Genomic DNA, 19,529 nt, shown 5'->3' on the forward strand with positions numbered 1-19,529 from the left:
GGGCATCGTGCGTCACCTCCCGGTGATGAGGAGCCCCGGAAGGTAGTCCCGGGACTCAGTCCGTCCCGGAGTGCTCGACGCCTGGTCTGACGGCGTCGGCGACCGGGATCATCGCCACCAGACCGGCCACCAGTACCACCGCGATGCCGAGGATCCCCCAGTACTGGTTCGAGTCGCCGCCGCGCACGGCGTGCCCGATGGCGATGAAGGCGCCGAACAGCAGCGGGGCCAGGAACGACACCGCCTTGCCGGTGGTGGCGTAGAGGCCGAAGACCTCACCCTCCATGCCCGGCGGGCAGACCCGGGCCAGGTAGCTGCGGGAGGCCGACTGGGCAGGTCCGACGAAGGCGCACATCGCCATCCCCAGCACCCAGAACACGATCTGGCCGCCGTCGTGGAGGATGAACACCGCCACAGCAGCAACGATGAGCGCGACCAGGGACCAGACGATGACCCGGCGGGGTCCGATCTTGTCGTCGACCAGCCCGAAGGCGATGGTGGCCACCCCGGCGACCAGGTTCGCGGCGATCCCGAACACCAGCACCCCGGCTGAGGTGAAACCGAAGGTCTGCTTGGCGATCACCCCGCCGAACTGGAAGACGCCGTTGAGCCCGTCCCGGAACAGTGCCGAGGCGATCAGGAAGATGACGATCGACCGGTGGCTGCGCCACAGTCGGGAGACCGAGTGGCCGAGTTCGACGTAGGCGTCCCGAAGGCTGCGCGGGGAGTCGGCGACCGGCTCGACCCGCGGGGGGTCGCGCAGGATGAGGAAGGTGGGCAGGGTGAGCAGCAGGATCCACACCGCGCAGAACAGCATCGACACCCGGATGTTCATGCCATTGGTCGAGGTCACCCCGAACCAGCCGATGGTCGGTTTGATCCAGCCGATGTAGATCACCAGCAGGGCGATGATTCCCCCCACATATCCCATTCCCCAGCCCAGCCCGGAGATGCGTCCCACCTTGGAGGGTTCGGCGACCTCGTCGAGCAGCCCGTTGTAGATGGAGCTGGCGACATCGCTGATGATCGTGCCCACCCCGAGCAGGATCAGGCCCAGGGTGAGGTAGGAGGCCCTCGCCTCGACGAGGAAGAGGCACCCGGCGAAGACCGCCAGCGCCCAGGTGAGCCATCTCAGGACGCCGATCCGTCGTCCAGCCCGGCCGGCCCACTGGCCGACCACCGGGGCGAGCAGGGCGATCATCAGTCCTGCCAGCGCCATCGTCCACGACAGTGCGGTGCTGGTGAGGTCCCTGGGACCGAAGGAGTCGCTGACGATGTAGACGCTGAAGACGAAGGTGGTGATCACCGAGGCGTAGGGCTGGGTGCCGGGATCCCACATCGCCCAGCCGAGCATCCTGCGGCGTCTGGCACGCACCTCGTCGTGGTGCGACGTCACCGGCCGATCGCCGACCTGTGATCCGGCGTCCCCGCGCTGAGAGCTCATGGCCCCGAACGCTACCGGAGTTGGCGGCCCGCCTCCATCACTGGTAGGGCCAGGGTGCACCGCCTGTGGTCAGGCGTCGATCCGCTCCTGATCGAGCCGGTAGGCCCCCTGGACGATGAACTCCTTGCGGGGGGCCACGTCGCTGCCCATCAACACCTTGAAGGTGTGCTCGGCCTCCTCCGCATCGTCGATGGTGATCCGCCGCAGGGTGCGGTGGTGGGGATCCATCGTGGTCTCCTTGAGCTGGGAGGCATCCATCTCGCCCAGCCCCTTGTACCGCTGCGGCTCCTTGAACCGGATCCCCTTCTTGGTGAGGCTGGCCAGGGTGCGCTGGTACTCGGCGTCCGAGTAGGTGTACAGGTACTTGTCCATCCCCCGCTTGGGGTTGATGAGTTCGAACCGGTGCAGCGGTGGCACGGCGGAGTACACCCGTCCGGACTCGATCATCGGCCTCATGTACTTGAAGAACAGGGTGGCGAGCAGGGTGCGGATGTGGGCCCCGTCGGAGTCGGCATCGGCCATGAAGATCACCTTGCCGTAGCGGGCCTGGTCGATGTCGAAGGTCTTTCCGGAGCCGGCCCCGACCACCTGGATGATGGAGGCGCACTCGGCGTTGCGCAGCATGGCCCCCAGATCGGCCTTCTGGACGTTGAGGATCTTGCCGCGGATCGGCAGCAGGGCCTGGTGCTCCGAGTTGCGGGCCACATTGGCGGTGCCCAGTGCCGAGTCCCCCTCGACGATGAACAGTTCCGTGCGGTCCGGGTCCGAGGAGCGGCAGTCCTTGAGCTTGGGGGGCAGGTGGGAGGACTCCAGGGCGTTCTTGCGGCGCTGGTTCTCCTTGTGGGCGCGTGCCGCGACTCTGGTCCGGGAGGCATTGACGACCTTCTCCATGAGGGCCCTGGCCACCGGTTTGACCGCGGCCTTGGTGGAGGTGAGGAAGTCGGTCATCTCGGACTCCACGATCCTGGAGACCAGTCGTCTCACCGGTGGGGTTCCCAGCACCTCCTTGGTCTGGCCCTCGAACTGGGGTTCGGCGAGCTTGACGGTGACCACCGCGGTGAGCCCCTCCAGGACGTCGTCCTTGACGATCTCCTCCGAGGTGCGCAGCAGCCGGGTGCCCTCAAGGGCGCCGGAGAAGGCCTTCACCAGGCCGTGCTCGAACCCCTGGACATGGGTGCCCCCCTTGGGGGTGGCGATGATGTTGACGAAGGACTTCTCGACGGTGTCGTAGCCGTCGCCCCAGCGCACCGCGATGTCCACGTCCAACCGCCGCTCCACATCGGTGGGGACCATTGCGCCGTTGGCATCGAGTTCGGGAACCGTCTCGGTGAAACTGTCGTGGCCCTGCAGGCGGAGCACCTCGGTGACCGGACGGCCGCTCGCCAGGAAGTCGGCGAACTCGGAGATGCCGCCGTCGAATCGCAGCGACTCGGTGACCTCGTCGATCGGCTCGCCGGTCTCCGGGGAGATCTGGACGCCGCGGCGGTCGGCGATCTGGATCTCCAGTCCGGGGACCAGGAATGCGGTCTGCCGGGCCCGGTCGACCAGCTTGCGCCAGGACAGTTCGGCCTCGGGAAGGAAGATCTGGCGGTCGGGCCAGTACCGCACCCTGGTGCCGGTGACCCCCCGCTTGGCCCTGCGCAGCTTGTCGACTCCCGATCCGGGGGTGAATGCGGCATCCGGGCCGTCCCCCTCGAAACGCCCGGGCACCCCGCGTCGGAAGCTCATCCCCCAGGTGGTCCCCTTGCGGTCCACCTCGACGTCGAGCCGTGTGGACAGCGCGTTGACCACCGAGGCGCCCACACCGTGCAGACCGCCGGAGACCTTGTACGCCCCACCACCGAATTTTCCGCCGGCATGGAGCTTGGTGTAGACCACCTCGACGCCGGACAGGCCGGTGCGGGGTTCGGTGTCGACCGGAATGCCTCGCCCCCGGTCGGTGACGTGGATGGACCCGTCTGCCTCCAGGGCCACCGTGATGAGTCGGCCGAACCCGGCCAGGGCCTCGTCGACGCCGTTGTCGAAGATCTCCCACAGGCAGTGCATCAGTCCTCGGGTGTCGGTGGACCCGATGTACATCGCAGGACGCTTGCGCACCGCCTCCAGCCCCTCCAGCACGAGGATGCTCCTCGCCCCGTACTCGCGGCCCGCCTCCTCGACGGCCGAGCGCCGCAGGGAGTCGGGTTGCGTCGCACTGCCGGACTGCTTCGCGGTGCTGGATTGCTGAGCTGTGGTCACGACAGGGACACTACCGGTCGGCTCCGACAGTTCCACGACGCCGACCCCGCTCGCACCCCTGTCAGCGGTCGCAGACCGGTCGTCGACACATCCTTGTGGTGCCGGTCGTTACGATAGGGAACACAACGGACCGGCGGTGCGTTGCCACAGATGACTCGCGGGGTCGCTCCGGTGGCCCCGCGCCCAGGGCTCCCGATCGGGAGCCGCATCCAATCAGAGGAGGTTGTCATGGGAACCACGATGATCGAGGACCGCGCGCTGACCGCGGCAGATCGCTGCGACCGCTGCGGCGCGCAGGCGTACTTCCGGGTGACCCTCCACAACGGCGGCGAGCTGCTGTTCTGCGCCCATCACGCCAAGGCCCACCAGGACAAGCTGAAGCAGGTGGCGCTGTCCATCCACGACGAGACCGGCCGTCTGAGCTGACGACCCGACGAACAGGAGCCCCCGGACACCACGGTGTGTCCGGGGGCTCCTGTCGTGTGTCATGCCTCGCCGCGCACCATCCGTTCCAGCAGCACCCCGCCCAGTGAGTTGTCGGTGGATCCGGGTTCCACCTCGAAGCCGTGTCGTCGCAGGAAGTGCTGAGCCCGCAGATTATCCTTGAACACCCAGAAGTGCGCCGGCCGGTCGCCGATCGCGGCGGCGATGAGAGCGTCCGAGGCCCCGCAGGTCCGCGCCTCCGGCATCACGTGGAGGGTGGACAGCTCCAAGGGGGTCGGTGCGTCGGGATCGGTGCTGGTCTGGGTGAGGGCGACGCCCACGATGCGCATGTCGAGCAGGTCGTCGATGACCCAGAAGGAGGCTCCGGCGTCCATCAACTGCTGCCAGGACTCCACCGTCGCATGGATCGTCTCGGGCCCGGTGAGCTCCTCCAGGGCCTCCGGGGGAATGACCGACTCGCCGATCTCACGCAGGCAGAGCGCCTGGACCGCGGCGGCCTCGGCGAGGTCCTTGCGGGCCGCCCGACGGACCGCGAATCGTCCGGGACCCTGGTGGTGGGCATCCTCGTGTGCACCATTGCTGAGCGACGTTGCCATGGGCAGAGCCTACCGGTGCGGGGGTTGCCTGGGGAGGGATCGCGGCCGATCGGGCCTCAGTCGGGCCAGTCGACCCCGGCGGAACGGTGCCAGCGCAGTCCGCGCTCGGTCCATCCCTGCGCCTGCCGGCCCACCGCCGACCGGAACTCCTGCCACTGCCCGATACCCGATCCTCGGGTGGCGACCTGCGAGAAGGCCGCCAGGCGCGGCAGCAGCATGTAGCTGAGGTCGTCGCGGGTGCGCAGCGTCTCGCTCCACAGGAATGCCTCGACGCCGACCACCGCGGCCGGGTCCAGCCCGGGGATGTACTGACGGGGATCCCACTCCAGGGCGTCGCGCAGCTCGATGGTTCCGGCCCAGGTGAGCCCCAGAGCGGTGTCCGGATCGTACTTCATGTCCAGATAGGCGCGATCCCCTGGAGACAGCAGCACCCCGACGCCGCGACTCGCGGCGTCCAGCACTCCCTGCCAGCCGATACCGCGGTCCCAGACCTGGATGACGTCGCCGGGATCCAGCAGGTCGGCGGCCTCCTGCCAGGCGACCACCCGCGATCCGGCGCGATGGACCGCGTCGACGGCTCGTCGCACCAGTGCGCGGTACTGGTCGTGAGGGGGTCACCTTGGACTCGTCGCCGCCGATGTGGACCCAGCCCGCACCGAGTTCGGCCAGCTGGGTGAGGACCTCATCGATGTAGCGGTCGGTCAGCGGAGCGTCGGTGGACAGGGTGGAGAATCCCACCTCGATCCCGGTGTGGAGATCGGGGGTCCGCCCGTCCGGGTTGAGGCCGGGCAGCGCGTGCAGGGCAGCGGTGGTGTGTCCGGGCAGATCCGACTCGGGAACAACGGTGATCCCGTGCCGGCCGGCGTACTCGCAGATCCGCGACCAGTCGGCCAGGGTGTAGTAGCCACCGGGATCCCCGCCGACCGCGCTTCCCGACGACCGCTCGGTCAGTTCCGGCCAGCCCGGGATCTCGATCCGCCAGCCCTGGTCGTCCGACAGGTGCAGGTGGAGCACATTGAGGTCCATCTCGGCCATCAGGTCGATGACCAGTTCGACGTCGTCGACACCGAAGAAGTGGCGCGAGACGTCCAGTCCCAGTCCTCGCCAGCCGAAGGCCGGCCCGCTCGTCTCACTCATCTCGTTGTTCTCCCACGATCCCGGTCCGGCGTTGTCCCCGGTGGCGCACCCCGTCCGGACCTCATCCCGCCGGCCCGGACGGTGCTCCACAGGCTCAGTCCAGGTAGTCCCGCAGGACCTGGGAACGGCTGGGGTGGCGCAGCTTGGACATCGTCTTGGACTCGATCTGGCGGATCCGCTCGCGCGTCACCCCGTAGACCTTCCCGATCTCGTCGAGGGTCTTGGGCTGGCCGTCGGTCAGTCCGAAGCGCATCGAGACGACGCCGGCCTCTCTCTCGGAGAGGGTGTCCAGCACGTCGTGGAGCTGCTCCTGGAGGAGTGTGAAGTTCACCGCGTCTGCGGGCACGATGGCCTCGGAGTCCTCGATGAGGTCACCGAACTCGGAGTCTCCGTCCTCTCCCAGCGGGGTGTGCAGGGAGATCGGCTCGCGGCCGTACTTCTGGACCTCGACGACCTTCTCGGGGGTCATGTCCAGTTCCTTGGCGAGCTCCTCGGGAGTGGGTTCGCGGCCCAGGTCCTGGAGCATCTGGCGCTGAACGCGGGCCAGCTTGTTGATAACCTCGACCATGTGCACCGGGATGCGGATGGTGCGGGCCTGATCGGCCATCGCCCGGGTGATGGCCTGCTTGATCCACCAGGTGGCGTAGGTCGAGAACTTGTAGCCCTTGGTGTAGTCGAACTTCTCGACCGCGCGGATCAGGCCGAGGTTGCCCTCCTGGATGAGATCGAGGAAGAGCATGCCGCGCCCGGTGTAGCGCTTGGCCAGCGAGACCACGAGTCGCAGGTTGGCCTCGAGCAGGTGGTTCTTGGCGGCCTTGCCGTCGTCGGCGATCCACTCGTAGTCGTCGCGGTTCTTGGCGGGAACGGTGGTCTCCGGGTCCGCCAGCTGCTCTCCCGCGAACAGGCCTGCCTCGATCCGCTTGGCGAGATCGACCTCCTGGGCGGCGTTGAGCAGCGCGACCTTGCCGATCTGCTTGAGGTAGTCCTTGACCGGGTCGGCGGTGGCTCCGGCGACCATCACCTGCTGCTCGGGCTCATCGGCGTCATCGGTGTCGGAGACGATGAACCCCTCGGTCTCCTTGTTGATGCGGGCCTCGTCCTTGGCGGCCTCGTGTGGGTCGTACTTGCTGTCGTCGACGTCGTCGAGGGTGCGCTTCTTTCCCCCGACGGTGAGCACCACCTCGTCGCCGTCGCGCTCGACGTGGACGTCGATCTGACCGGAGGCGGCCTCGGCGATGGTGGCCCCCTTCGCCTTGGAGCGGGAGCGTCCGGTCCCGGTGGACTTCTTCGCGGTGGTCTTCCTCGCGGTGGTCTTCCGGGTGGCCGGCTTCTTCTTCGCCGTGGTCTTCGTGGTGCGCGAGGAGGTCTTGGCGGCGGTACCGCTGGTGGACTCCTTCTCGGTGCTCGCGGAGGAGCTGGCGGGGCTGGCAGCGGTCTTCCTCGCCGAAGTCGTGGTGCTGCCGGAGCGGCTCGTCCCGGAGGACTTGGCCGACGTCTTCCGGGTGCCCGTCCTCGCCTTGACGCTGTGGGCGGCTGACGTCTTGGTCGCCGAGCTCTTGCCAGCCGAGCTCTTGCCGGCCGAACTCTTACCGGCACTGCTCGTGGCAGCGTGCTGCTGGCCAGATCTGCTGGGCTTCGCCTCCTCGTCGGCAACGGTCATATTCGTGCGGGACGTGGAACGAGTCGTCACGGGGATCCTCTCACCAAGGCAGAAACCTTTGAAGGGCACAGGACAGCCGGGAGCCGTCAAGAGCCGAGGTCCATTGTGACACCGGCCCGGACCGGAACCAAACTGCGGCTCAGGGTTTTCTTCTGCCAGTGGGACCAGCAGGCCGGTGAAGGGCTACGACCACGGTCTGATCCTGGTAGCACGCACCCCAACCGCGGGCGTCAATACCGGTTCGGGGAATGACAACGGCACCGAAAGGCGTTGTCATAGGTGCTCTCACGTTGAAAGGCGGGGCACATGGACACCAAGTCTCGAGTTCGTACCACCGATGGCATCGATGGCAAGGACGCAGTTGGTCTCTACTTGGAGGGGATCGCTCGGACGCCTTTGCTCAACGCGGCCGAGGAGGTCGCACTGGCACGTCGTATCGAGGTGGGCGTCTTCGCCCGTGCAATCCTCGCCGGCGATGCCAAGAACCGTCTCAAAGCCAGCCAGGAGGAACTGGAGGACATCGCCGCAGACGGGGACCGGGCGATGGCCCACTTCGTTCGCGCCAATCTTCGTCTGGTGGTCTCGGTGGCCCGCAAGTACGGCCGCTCCCAGATGCCCCTGCTGGATCTGGTCCAGGAGGGCAACACCGGCCTGATCCGGGCCGTCGAGAAGTTCGACTACGCCAAGGGCTTCAAGTTCTCCACCTATGCGACCTGGTGGGTCCGTCAGGCGATCAGCCGCGGCATCGCCCAGCAGGGACGCATCGTCCGCCTGCCGGTCCATGTCGCCGAGCAGGTCAACCAGGTCTCTGCGGCCCGCCGCAACCTCGAGCGCCAGCTGGGTCGGGAGCCCGAGATCTTCGAGATCGCCGGCGAGCTGGGCCTCACCGAGGAGCGGGTCGTCGAGCTCATCCGGTTCGGCCGCGACCACGTCAGTCTCGACGCCCCTGTCGAGGACGACGGCGACACCAGCCTCGGCGATCTCATCGCCCGCGAGACCGCGCCGGGACCCGACGACATCGTTCTGGACGCCGAGGACCGCAGCCGTCTGGAGGGGCTCCTCGAGGATCTCGACGAGCGCTCCGCCGACGTGGTGCGCCGCCGGTACGGGCTGGTTGACGGACGTCAGGCCAAGCTCGCCGACATCGGCAAGGTCTGGGGGATCACCGCCGAGCGGGTCCGCCAGATCGAGCGGGCCGCGCTCACGACGATGCGCGAGCGCAACGAGGCGGTGATGGCCGCCTGAGGGCGGGTCATCCCTGACAGATCGTGCCCAGCGGCGCCCCGGCCTCACCAGGCCGGGGCGCCGCGTCACGTCCGAACCGGGGCCGCATCCGCGTCACGGGCGGCGAGGGTCAGCGCTCGGGATCGACGAGTCGCAGCAGTCCCTCCTGGGAGCAGGAGGCCACGATCCTGCCGTCCTGCATGAGCCGGCCCGTCGAGAAGCCCAGGGCGTCGGAGGCGCTGGGCGAGACCTCGTCGTAGAAGAGCCACTCGTCGGCCCTGGCCGGACGGTGGAACCACATCCCGTGATCCACCGAGGCGGGGGCGATCGACTTGCCGGATCGCAGCGCCGCCTCATGGGGCAGCACCGCCACGGCCAGCAGGCTGATGTCCGACAGATAGGCCAGGATCGCCTGATGGACCACCGGGTCCTCCGGCAGGGCGCCGGTGGTGCGCACCCACAGGCGCATATGGGTGGCGTGGTTGTGGGTGGTGATCTCGGGCTGGGCGATGTAGCGCACGTCCAGGGCGTCGGCCCGCCAGATCGAGGGCAGCGCCTGCCCGAGTCTGTCCTCCAGAGCCTCCGCCAGGGACGGGCAGGACTCGGGATCGGGCAGGCCGTGGGGCATCGCGTCGGAGTGGTCCAGACCGTCCTCGACACTCTTGAAGGACAGGTTCGAGGTGAAGATCACCTGACCGTGCTGGCGGGCCCGTACCAGCCGGGTGCTGAAGGTCCGCCCGTCGCGCATCCGCTCGACGTCGTAGATGAGGGGTGCGTCGTTGCTGCCCGGCCGCAGGAAGTTCGCGTGCAGCGAGTGCAGGCGACGTCCGGCATCGACGGTACGGGCGGCGGCGACCAGCGCCTGGGCGAGCACCTGCCCGCCGAAGGTGCGCTGCCAGGTGGTGGTCGGTTGGGACCCGCGGAACAGGTCCTGGTCGAGGACCTCCAGGTCGAGCAGATTCAGCAGTTCACGAGTGGATACCGGCACCGCCCCAGTCTGTCACCCCTGCTGGTGAACCAGCGGCAGCCACTGCGAACCTGCCGCGTCCAGGGTCACGCGATAGTCGTGGCCCGCCCCTCTCACCACGGTGCTGACCGGTTCCAGGACGGTGTTGGCCGCCAGCAGGCATCCGCTGTCGGGGTAGACCGACACCTCCACCCGGGGGTCCTCGGCGACGAAGGAGTCGGCGAACTCCTGCTCGCGGCCGGCGGCCCACCACAGTGCCCGCGCCAGCAGGCGGGCGTTGTCGGGCGAGTAGGGAAGGCCGGCGAGGTAGACCGCGCGCCCGGCCCCGTAGGAGTGCACCGACAGTCTCACGGTGGCCTCTCCGGCCGCCAGGACGAGGGTGTCGGCCGAGGTGGTGACGATCTCGGGGGCCACCGGGCCGACCTCGAGGTCCGCCCCGAGGTCGGCGGTGATGAAGTGGTCGGGCTCGGTCCTCGGGTAGCGGTCGGTCGACAGGCTCCAGCCCATCTCGCGGTCGACCCCCAGGATGTCGGACAGCTGGAGGGCGGCTCCCTCGCCGATGTGGAAGCTCGGCTCCCCCACCCCTATCAGCCCTCCGCCGGCGGCGACGAACCGCCGTATGACGGCCTGGATCCGAGGATCCGCCCATGCCGGTCCGCCGGAGAAGGAGGTGCCGGCGGCCCCGGCGTTGATGATGACGCCGATCTCCTCGGGCACCCCCTCGGCGATGTCGTCGAAGGACAGCCAGTCGATCTGGAAGGGCAGCCCGGCCAGCGCCTCCACCACTCCGAGGTAGGGATCGGCCTGCTTGTAGTAGAGCGCGTGGGCGACCATGAAGGTCATCCAGGATCGACTCCTCCCCCACGCGTTGAGAATGCCCACCCGGAATGGTGCCGACTGCGGCGTCTCGCCCCGGGACCTCTCCCAGATGTCGCGGAACTCCTGGCAGATCTCGGAAACTCTCGCCATGAAGTCTGGGAACTGGGCGGCCAGTGAGAGATATCCGCCGAACCCTATTCTGTCCAGGGGGCTGCGCATGATGGCCCGCCGGGCGGTGATCCAACTGGTGTTGGCCACCCCGATCGGATCGCCCCGGTCGTTGAAGACGTCGGGGAAGAAGTACGGCAGGAATCGTCCCTCGGTGTACCGCACCCCGGGAATGTCGGAGATCATCCGGGTGGTGGCCGCCGAACCCACCGACCCGACCACGGCGTCCAGCCCGGTGGTGGCGAACAGGTCGCCGTAGGGTTCGGTGCCGATCCAGTTGTCACCGAGGAACATCATCGCCTCGCGGCCCTTGTCATGGCAGATCTGGACGAGGGTGCGCACCTTCTCGACGACGAATCGGTTGACGAATCCGATCCAGGCCAGGAAGAACGGCGACGGGGGGCGGAAGGAGGAGTTGTGGTAGCCGGCGTCGATGAAGTCCTCGGGGTCGATGACCCGTCCGGTCTCAGCCTCGAACTGTTCCATCAGCGGCACCGAGACGGAGGCGGAGTACCCGAACCAGTCGACGTACTTCTCCTGTGCGCGGTCATTGAAGTACAGGGTGAAGTGGTAGAAGAATGTCGTGAATCGCACGACATCGACCTCGGGATGGGCATCGAGCCAGGATCCGAGATCATCCCTCACGTGATTCCAGGTGTCCGGGAATGCCACATTGTAGGAGTGCTCCTTGACCCTGGTGGGGTCATTCTCCCAGTGATTGGTCGTGTAGTTGTAGATCTGGGTGCTGTCCCATATCTGGGCCGCCAGGAAGGCCACCGTGTACACGTGGCCGGCGTGGGCGCCGGCGATGGTCACGGTGCACTCGGAGCCCTCGCCCCGGACCGTCCACCCCGAGGGTGCGAGGACCTCACCGGTGGTGCGGTCGCGGACCTGCCACCATCTGGAGACGTCGACCTCGGTGTCGGGTCGCAGCTGGTCGGCGAGGAAGCCGGCCATGATGTCGATGCGAAGCGGACCGTCGACCAGCGCCGGAACCCGGTCGGAGCAGACATAGATGCTGGTGTGCTGGTCGAGGTGGTCCACCGCCCAGGCCTCGTCCCCGCGGGCGCAGAACCGGGTCGCGTAGACCTTCACCGGCAGTGTGCCGACGATCTCGGGGAGCCAGGTGCCGTCGGAGTTACGCACGGCGTCGGCGCCCAGATCGGCGAGAATCCCTGTGAGCCGGTCGTCCATGCCCTCCTCGACGGGCAGCGTGACCCTGCCGCTGGTGTGTCCGACCGTGGTCGGCGGTTGCGCTGCATCCTTGCTGTGATCGCTCATCCGGGTCGCCCGTGTCCTGTCTCGTCGAAGATCGGATCAGAGGTGTTCAGCCTAGTGGTGCGGCCTCTGGCGGGGCACAGCTCACTCATCGGGGATGCGTGACCGCGGCCTGTCAGGAGGCCAGCCGGGAGATGGCGGTGCGGACCTTCTTCACCGAGACCGGCACGTGGGTCTGGAGGCGCTGGGCGAACAGCTGGATGCGCAGCTCCTCGATGAGGAATCCGATCTCCTCGACCCCGGCGGGCAGCGGTCCGGGGGGCTGGGCGGCGCACAGCGAGTCGTAGGCGTCCAGCAGCGGGTCGAGCTCGGCCATCCAGCGGGCGTCACGTCCGGGATTGGTCGAGACTCCCTCGGCACGCACGGCGACCTCGCGCATCCAACGGGACATCCGCTGGTACCAGGGGTCGGGAGTGGCCGAGATGAAGTTGAGGAAGACCAGGTCCGACAGCTGGTTGGTCATGTCCTGACGCGCCGGTCCGGGGGCCAGTGCCGCCACGGCGGACCGGGCCTCCCCCCAGGCGGTGAGGATCTCGGCGGCGGTGGACACCACCCGGGCCATCGTCTCGGCGGCCTCCTGACGGACCGCCAGGGCGAGCTTCTCGAAGGCCTGCCGGTCTCGGATGTCCGACAGGTCACCGGCATGACGGCGGGCCAGCGAGTCGACGGCCTTGCGTCGGGAGTCGGCCAGCAGTGCCGGGACGCTGGGGTAGGGCGAGCCGGCCAGGGCGAGCTTGGTGCGATTGGACAGGTGGGCGACGGTCCAGGTGGTCGGGTCAGGCAGGTTGAGCAGCAGCAGCCGCACGACACCGGCGCCATGGCTGCGGGTCTGGGCGGCCACCGAGTCGCGCACCGCGGTGCCGACGGTCGACCCCTCGTCGACCAGGCAGGGATAGCCGACGGCGTCGGCCCCACTGCGTCGAAGGGAGACCTCCCGGGCCAGGGTGCCGAACGCCCAGTCGGTGGCTCCGTGGACCTGGTCGTCACCGGCGGCCCGGGTGAGGGAGACCGACACCTTCGGCGCCAGGTCCACGCGCAGCGCGGACAGATCCTCGGAGTGGGCGACCCGGGACCTGCTCTGCTTCGACGTGTCGTGCTGCCCCGCCTCATGCTTCGGTGGCTTGTGCTTCGACGACCCGCGCTGGGGGCTGCCGACCTGTCCCGTCCGGCGTCCCTCGGCATCGACGACGTCGAAGCCGACCCGCAGGTGGGCGGGGATCTGGTCAGGGCGCCAGTCGGAGTCGTCGATGAGCACCCCGGTCAGCGCGGTGAGAGCGCGCCCCAGCTCAGCGGTGAAGGGGGCGTCGTGATCGCCCCGGGGAACGTCGGGGTGCCCTGCGCCGGGGTCCGGACTCTCCAACCAGGCCAGTGCCTGACGGGCCCGGTCGGGGGCGGGAACCAGCTGGGTGCGCACCTTCTTGGGCAGCGAGCGGATGAGTTCGGTGGCCAGTTCGGTGCGCAGACCCGGAACCTGCCAGCTGAACGGCTCGGAGGGGACCTGGTTGAGCAGGGCGAGGGGGATGGTGACGGTGACGCCGTCGTGGCCGGATCCCGGGTCGAAGACGTAGCGCACCGGCAGGGACAGCTCCCCCACCTCCCAGTGGTCGGGGAAGTCGTCGCGGGCCACCGCCTGCGGGTCGACCAGGTCGTCCAGGGACAGGTCGAGCTGGTGGCGGTCCTCGACGCGTCGCCACCAAGCGTTGAAGTGGTTGGCCGAGACGATGTCGGAGGGGATCCGTCGGTCGTAGAAGGCGAACAGGGCGTCGTCGTCGGCGACCAGACCGCGCTGCCGGGAGCGCTCCTCGAGGTCCTCGGCCTGGTTGCGGACCCGGTCGTTGTGCACCAGGAAACCGTGGTTGGCGCGCCAGTCCCGTTCGACCAGGGCCGATCGGATGAAGATCTCCCGGGCGACGACCGGGTCGATGCGGGCGTAGTTGACCAGCCGGTCGGCCCACACCGGCACGCCGTAGAGGGTGGCCCTCTCGGTGGCCACCACCGAGGCGGTGGACTGCGCCCAGTGCGGCTCGGAGTACTGGCGTTTGAGGAGGTGCCCGCCGACCTCCTCGACCCACTCGGGCTGGACGCCGGCGACGGTGCGCGCCCACAGTCGGCTGGTCTCCACCAGTTCGACGGCCATCACGAGCTCGGGCGGATGCTTGGCCAGCGCCGATCCCGGGTTGATCGCGAACCGTGCTCCGCGGGCGCCCAGGTACTCGCGGGGGCCGCTCCGGTGGCCCCGGCGCCGCTTGTCCCCGGTGGTTCTGTTCTTCTGCTTGTCGGCGACCTCGGCCAGACCGATGTGGGACAGCAGTCCCGACAGCAGGGCGACCAGGATCCGGTCTTCGGGGGCGGCCTCCTTGTTGCGCTCCAGCTTGAGTTCGCGGCAGATCTGCTTGAGCTGGGAGTGCAGGTCCTCCCACTCGCGCACCCGCAGGAAGTTGAGGAACTCGCGGTGGCACATCCGCCGGAAGGCCGATCCCGACAGCGCCTTGCGCTGATGGTGCAGGTAGCGCCACAGCCGGTGGATGGCCAGAATGTCGCCGCCCTGGTCGACCGGTCCGCCCACCTCGTTCTGGTCGGCGGTCTCGGGGTGCATGGCGCGCTGCAGGCCGGTCTCGGTGAGGAACCGGTGGTGGAAGACGTCGGCCTTGTCCCGTTTGTCGGCCGGTCGTTCGCGGGCGTCGGGGATCGACAGTGCGGCCACGATCACCAGCACCTCGCGCAGGCTGTGCTGGCGGGCCCCCTCCAGGATCATCCGTCCGAGCCGGGGGTCGACGGGGATCGTGGCGAGCTGGTGACCGATCCGGGTCAGCCGGGGCTCCTCGCGGTGGCCGGACTTCAGCGCGCCGAGTTCGTCGAGCAGCCTGAGGCCGTCCGCCACCTGGGAGTGGTCGGGGGCCTCGACGAATGGGAAGTCGGTGATGGCGCCGAGCCGTGCCTGGGCCATCTGCAGGATGACGGCGGCCAGGTTGGTGCGCAGGATCTCTGGCTGGGTGAACTCGGGGCGGGAGTCGAAGTCGCGCTGGGAGTACAGCCGGATGCAGATCCCGGGAGCCACTCGTCCGCACCGTCCGGATCGCTGGTTGGCGGAGGCCTGGGAGACCGGCTCGATGGGCAGTCGTTGGACGTGGGTCCGCACCGAGTAGCGGGAGATCCGGGCGGTGCCGGGATCGATGACGTAGCGGATCCCGGGGACCGTCAGCGAGGTCTCCGCGACGTTGGTGGCCAGCACGATCCGTCGTCCGGGGTGGCGGGTGAAGACCCGGTGCTGCTCGGCGGCCGAGAGTCGGGCGAACAGCGGGAGGATCTCGGTGTCGCGCAGTCGCAGGTCGGTCAGCGCCTCGGCGGCGTCGCGGATGTCGCGCTCCCCCGCCAGGAAGACGAGGATGTCGCCGGTCCCCTCGCGGCTCAGCTCCTGGACGGCCCGGCAGATGCCGGTCGTCTGGTCGATCGGGTCGGCGGCGACGGTGATGTCGTCCTCGTCCTCTGCCAGGTCCTCGGCGGGATCCAGCGGCCGGTAGCGGATCTCGACGGGGTAGGTGCGTCCGGAGACCTCGATCACCGGCGCGTCGTCGAAGTGGGCGGAGAACCGCGCGGTGTCGATGGTGGCCGAGGTGATGATGACCTTGAGGTCGGGACGCCGCGGCAGCAGCTGTTTGAGGTAGCCGAGCAGGAAGTCGATGTTGAGGCTGCGCTCGTGGGCCTCGTCGATGATGATCGTGTCGTGGGCGCGCAGCTCCCGGTCGTGGGAGATCTCGGCGAGCAGGACGCCGTCGGTCATCACGGTCAGCGCGGTGGCACGGGTGGCGCGCTTGGTGAAGCGGACCTGGAACCCCACCTGGTTGCCGATCTCCACCCCCATCTCATCGGCGATCCGGTCGGCGACGCTGCGCGCGGCGATCCGACGGGGCTGGGTGTGGGCGATGTGCCGACGTCCCAGGGCCAGGCAGATCTTGGGGAGCTGGGTGGTCTTTCCCGAGCCGGTCTCCCCGGCCACCACCACGACCTGGTGGTGGTCGATGAGGTCGGCGATCTCGTCGGCGTGTGCGGCGATCGGCAGATCGGGATCGAATCGGATGGTGCCCCCGTCGGGCAGTTCACCCTCCAGGTGTGACGCGTGTGCTGGCATGACCTGCTCAGCCTACCCGGTGCGGGAACCACCGGCAGATCCCGCGGGCCGGCGCGACGGTCCGACGCCGGCGCGGATCAGTCTCCGTGGTGCTGGTCGCGCGCATCGGGTCCGGTGACCCCGATCCCTCCGAAGAGGGCCACTCCCCGCAGGACCAGGACAGGGCCGGTGCGGCTGGGCCGTACCCCGTCGGTGCCGGCCCCGCCGAACAGCGGCACGATGTGGTTGATGACCCGGACCCCCTCGGGGACCTTGATCTCGGCTGCCCCGAAGGCGATGAAGCAGGTCACCTCGATGCGCCCGTCAGCCGGCCAGACGCAGTGGCGCAGGTCGAGCTCCGCTCCCCCGAACAGCAGGATCATGCTGGCGGTCGAGGAAGCGATCCAGTCGGCCTCCCGGTTCGCCCCGCCGAAGATTGCCACGACATTCTCGTGGCGGGGGGCCTCGACCTCCCCCATCCGCACCCGGGCGGTCGGGACCTGGGTACCCTCCTCGGGCACCGCCAGCTGATGTGGAAGATCCCTGGTGAGGCCGACCAGGTCGTCCCGGAAACGGGCCGTGGAGGCCTGGCTGCTGCGCGCCTCGAACTCGTCCTGGTCCAGATATCCGGAGGCGAAGGCGTCCCCCAGCCGCGACAGGGTGGCGTCGCGTTCGCTGTAGCCGGCACGGATCCGTGCGTCATCCTCGCTCATGCGGTCAGCCTAGAGCAGGGTGTACAGCGGGGCGTCGCGGCGCGATCGTCGGGTCGACCCGACGATCGCGCCGGTGGGCAGCCGATTCAGTGGACGATCAGCTCAATGGACGACCGGCCCGGTGAACGATCAGTGGACGATCGCCAAGGGGGCTCGGGAGTGGGCCATCACGCCGCGGATCACGCCGCCGGCCGTCCACCCGAGGATCGGGTGGCGCTTCATGCCGACGATGAGCATGTCGACCGACTCCGAGAGCTTGACCAGCTCGTCGACGGCCTGACCCATCAACACCCTGGTGGTGACCTTGACCCCGCCGAACTCGGCCTTCAGCGGGTCGACGAAGTCATTGACGTGGCGCTGGTTCTCGGCGATGAAGTGCTGCATGGCCTCGTCGGTGAGCTGGTAGCCGCCCGATGCGCCCGCCGGCAGGGCCGGGGCGACGGTGACCACGACGAGCTCGGCCTTCTGCCGGTCGGCCTCCTCGAACCCGTAGCGCAGTGCGGCGGTTCCGGAGGTCTGGGGCCCCACCGCCACCGCGAGCTGATGTTTGCCGCCGACCGGATCGGGGGTGGTGGCGCGGGAGATGACGACCACCGGGCAGGCCGACATGCCCGCCACGGCCACCGAGGTGGATCCGACGAACATTCTCTCGAGTCCGCTGGCGGCACGCCGTCCGACGACGATCATGTCGGCCTGGCGGCTGCGGTCGGCCAGCACGGCGGCGGGGTTGCCGAGCACCACCTGGCCGTGGGTGCGCTTCTCGTCGGCCCCGGCGTCGATGGCCTCGGTGCGGGCGTCGTCGACGACGACCTGGCCGGCCTCCTGGAGTGCGGTGGGGTCGTATACCACTCCCCAGGCCCCGGCGACCGCGGCGTCGTCGACCGCGTGCAGGATCAGCAGGTCCGCATCGAGCTCCTCGGCCTGACCGGCGGCGTACCGGGCCGCTCGCAGTCCGTCCTCCGAGCCGTCGACGCCGGCGATCACCAGCGGAGTGCGATTGGTGTCAGTGGACATGGCCATCCTCCTCGTTCCGATCGGTACGGCCGGACGCCGTCGATGGTGCCCGGCCGGGTGTACGAGTGGGCCGTACACGGCCTCATCCCCATTGTCTCACCGACAAGGAGTCGGGTCAGCCATCCGTGCCGAAGCCGGGGTCCTCGAATGTGGTGCGGCCGCGCAGTTTCCGTGCCAGTTCGTCATCGATGCCGTCGGCCAGCCGGGACATGATGCGCACACCTTTGTGAAGGTGCTCGGCGACGAAGGGGCGGCACATCAACGACATCGTGACGAAGACGCGGTCCTGGTAGAGCGCGAATCGGCCGTACCGCGACTGCACGTTGAGATCGTTGAGGACCTCGACGGCCCGGGACCGCCCCTCGATGTCATGGACCAGGGCGGAGAAGAGCACCAGCTCCTCGGCATCGGGGGTGGTGCGGATGAAGACCATGGTCGACCCGACCCGGATGGCGAAGTCCCCCTCGGCGTCGCTGATCGGCTGGTGGCCGAACATCTCGGTGAGTTCGGCGGCGACCATCTCGTCCAGCTGGTCTCGGTTGGCCGGCATCACGGCCGGTGCGGTGAGCGGACCGTTGGGGGTCTCGTGGAGGGGTTTGGAATCGGGCTGGAGGATCTCGGCGAGCTGATCGGGGGCCAGGAAGACCGGGTGCTGGACGCCGAAGACGTCGCGCAGGGTGCGTACCGCCAGGTCGGCCAGCTCCTCGCAGTGGTCCTGGCTGCGGTAGACCCAGAAGTTGGCGCAGGGCCGGGGGCCGTCGGCGTCGGGGGCCTGCCAGCCGAGTGTGTCGAGCTCCTCCAGCTGAGTGCTGGTGAGTCGGAACTCCTCCCCGAGACTGGCATTGCCGGAGGCCTCGACCAGCACCATCGGCTCCTCGGCGGCGGTGCTCGGGTCGTGCTGGGTGAAGCGCACGAAGGGAGCCGGGTCATCACTGGTCGACAGGGTTCCGATGGTGAGTTCACCGGCGTCGTCGATGACGGAGATCACCTCGGCGAGCCGCTGGGTGAACTGCGACCACGCCTGGGCGGTGCTGCGGTCCAGATCGAACTCGAAATCGCTGGGCTCCTCCATGCCGCCAACCTAGCAGCCGGGGTCCGGGACTCCCCGTCACCACCAGGGACGCCCGGTCAGAACGGGCTGCGGTAGAAGTGCTGCCAGGAGCGGCTGGCGGTGGGTCCCCGCTGGCCCTGGTAGCGGTTGCCGGTCGCCGGGTCGGAACCGTAGGGGTGCTCGGCCGGGCTGGACAGCGCGAAGAAGCACAACTGACCGATCTTCATCCCCGGCCACAGGGCGATCGGAAGGGTGGCGACGTTGGACAGCTCCAGGGTGACATGGCCGGTGAACCCGGGGTCGATGAATCCCGCGGTGGAGTGGGTGAGCAGGCCCAGCCGGCCCAGCGAGGACTTCCCCTCCAGCCGGGCCGACAGATGGTCGGGGATGGTGACCTTCTCCTTGGTGGAGGCCAGTACGAACTCGCCGGGGTGCAGCACGAAGGGCTCCTCGGGGGACTCCTCGACCAGATGGGTGAGCTCGGGCTGACTGCGCGCCGGGTCGATCATCGGGTACTTGTGGTTGTCGAAGAGCCGGAAGTAACGGTCCAGGCAGACATCGATGCTGGCGGGCTGGACCAGCGCCGGGTCGTAGGGGTCCAGGACGATACGACCGGCCTCGATCTCGCTGCGGATCTCACGGTCTGACAGAAGGCTCACGGCACCGAC

At 68.7% G+C, this 19,529-nt stretch carries 14 protein-coding genes and 1 pseudogene; 2 read left to right on the forward strand and 13 right to left on the reverse strand.

Annotated features, from left to right (window positions below):
* Positions 1 to 55 precede the first annotated feature (55 nt).
* Together FEZ32_RS12105 and FEZ32_RS12110 are read right to left on the reverse strand one after the other, a co-directional pair.
* Complete coding sequence (locus tag FEZ32_RS12105) at positions 56 to 1,444, reverse strand: MFS transporter (RefSeq protein ID WP_138680688.1); 1,389 nt, start codon at positions 1,442 to 1,444, stop codon at positions 56 to 58.
* 69 nt (positions 1,445 to 1,513) lie between these two features.
* A complete protein-coding gene (locus tag FEZ32_RS12110) occupies positions 1,514 to 3,619 on the reverse strand; it encodes a DNA gyrase/topoisomerase IV subunit B (RefSeq protein WP_097799868.1) in 2,106 nt (701 codons plus the stop codon).
* A gap of 291 nt (positions 3,620 to 3,910) precedes the next feature.
* Between FEZ32_RS12110 and FEZ32_RS12115 the strand changes: the two genes are divergently transcribed.
* Positions 3,911 to 4,108: a DUF7455 domain-containing protein gene (locus FEZ32_RS12115; protein ID WP_027586685.1), complete on the forward strand. Its 198-nt coding sequence runs from the start codon at positions 3,911 to 3,913 to the stop codon at positions 4,106 to 4,108.
* Positions 4,109 to 4,167: 59 nt separating this feature from the next.
* Here the strand turns inward: FEZ32_RS12115 and FEZ32_RS12120 are convergent, their stop codons facing one another.
* The 4 genes and pseudogenes from FEZ32_RS12120 to FEZ32_RS12130 form a co-directional block, all read right to left on the reverse strand.
* On the reverse strand, positions 4,168 to 4,722 hold the full coding sequence (locus FEZ32_RS12120) for a GNAT family N-acetyltransferase (RefSeq protein WP_097798920.1): 555 nt from the start codon (positions 4,720 to 4,722) through the stop codon (positions 4,168 to 4,170).
* 56 nt (positions 4,723 to 4,778) lie between these two features.
* Positions 4,779 to 5,309 carry a family 20 glycosylhydrolase gene (locus FEZ32_RS14090; protein WP_175415788.1) on the reverse strand — a complete coding sequence of 177 codons (531 nt, stop codon included), beginning with the start codon at positions 5,307 to 5,309 and terminating at the stop codon, positions 4,779 to 4,781.
* Positions 5,310 to 5,388: 79 nt separating this feature from the next.
* Positions 5,389 to 5,859: pseudogene (locus tag FEZ32_RS14240) on the reverse strand (family 20 glycosylhydrolase); the annotation flags it as partial.
* 94 nt (positions 5,860 to 5,953) lie between these two features.
* Entirely contained in the window at positions 5,954 to 7,519 is a 1,566-nt protein-coding gene (locus FEZ32_RS12130) for an RNA polymerase sigma factor (RefSeq protein ID WP_138680945.1), read from the reverse strand.
* A 306-nt stretch (positions 7,520 to 7,825) separates the two neighbouring features.
* Between FEZ32_RS12130 and FEZ32_RS12135 the strand changes: the two genes are divergently transcribed.
* Positions 7,826 to 8,764 (forward strand): sigma-70 family RNA polymerase sigma factor, encoded by a 939-nt coding sequence (locus FEZ32_RS12135; protein ID WP_138680690.1) that lies wholly within the window; start codon positions 7,826 to 7,828, stop codon positions 8,762 to 8,764.
* A 109-nt stretch (positions 8,765 to 8,873) separates the two neighbouring features.
* Here FEZ32_RS12135 and FEZ32_RS12140 read toward each other — a convergent pair whose 3' ends face one another.
* The 7 genes from FEZ32_RS12140 to dcd form a co-directional block, all read right to left on the reverse strand.
* The gene (locus tag FEZ32_RS12140; RefSeq protein ID WP_138680691.1) at positions 8,874 to 9,731 is read right to left on the reverse strand and encodes an acyl-CoA thioesterase; all 858 of its coding nucleotides are present in this window, start codon (positions 9,729 to 9,731) and stop codon (positions 8,874 to 8,876) included.
* A 12-nt stretch (positions 9,732 to 9,743) separates the two neighbouring features.
* A complete protein-coding gene (gene gnpA / locus FEZ32_RS12145; protein WP_420809266.1) occupies positions 9,744 to 11,891 on the reverse strand; it encodes a 1,3-beta-galactosyl-N-acetylhexosamine phosphorylase in 2,148 nt (715 codons plus the stop codon).
* A gap of 199 nt (positions 11,892 to 12,090) precedes the next feature.
* Complete coding sequence (gene hrpA / locus FEZ32_RS12150) at positions 12,091 to 16,104, reverse strand: ATP-dependent RNA helicase HrpA (protein WP_138680693.1); 4,014 nt, start codon at positions 16,102 to 16,104, stop codon at positions 12,091 to 12,093.
* 77 nt (positions 16,105 to 16,181) lie between these two features.
* Complete coding sequence (locus tag FEZ32_RS12155; RefSeq protein WP_138680694.1) at positions 16,182 to 16,796, reverse strand: DUF1707 SHOCT-like domain-containing protein; 615 nt, start codon at positions 16,794 to 16,796, stop codon at positions 16,182 to 16,184.
* A 129-nt stretch (positions 16,797 to 16,925) separates the two neighbouring features.
* The gene (locus FEZ32_RS12160) at positions 16,926 to 17,810 is read right to left on the reverse strand and encodes a universal stress protein (protein WP_138680695.1); all 885 of its coding nucleotides are present in this window, start codon (positions 17,808 to 17,810) and stop codon (positions 16,926 to 16,928) included.
* Between the two features lie 115 nt (positions 17,811 to 17,925).
* Entirely contained in the window at positions 17,926 to 18,882 is a 957-nt protein-coding gene (locus FEZ32_RS12165; RefSeq protein WP_138680696.1) for a T3SS (YopN, CesT) and YbjN peptide-binding chaperone 1, read from the reverse strand.
* 56 nt (positions 18,883 to 18,938) lie between these two features.
* Positions 18,939 to 19,520: a dCTP deaminase gene (gene dcd / locus FEZ32_RS12170; protein ID WP_097798928.1), complete on the reverse strand. Its 582-nt coding sequence runs from the start codon at positions 19,518 to 19,520 to the stop codon at positions 18,939 to 18,941.
* Between the last annotated feature and the right edge of the window lie 9 nt (positions 19,521 to 19,529).

Origin of the sequence: Acidipropionibacterium jensenii (assembly GCF_005890135.1) — a bacterium.
Lineage (GTDB): Bacteria > Actinomycetota > Actinomycetes > Propionibacteriales > Propionibacteriaceae > Acidipropionibacterium > Acidipropionibacterium jensenii.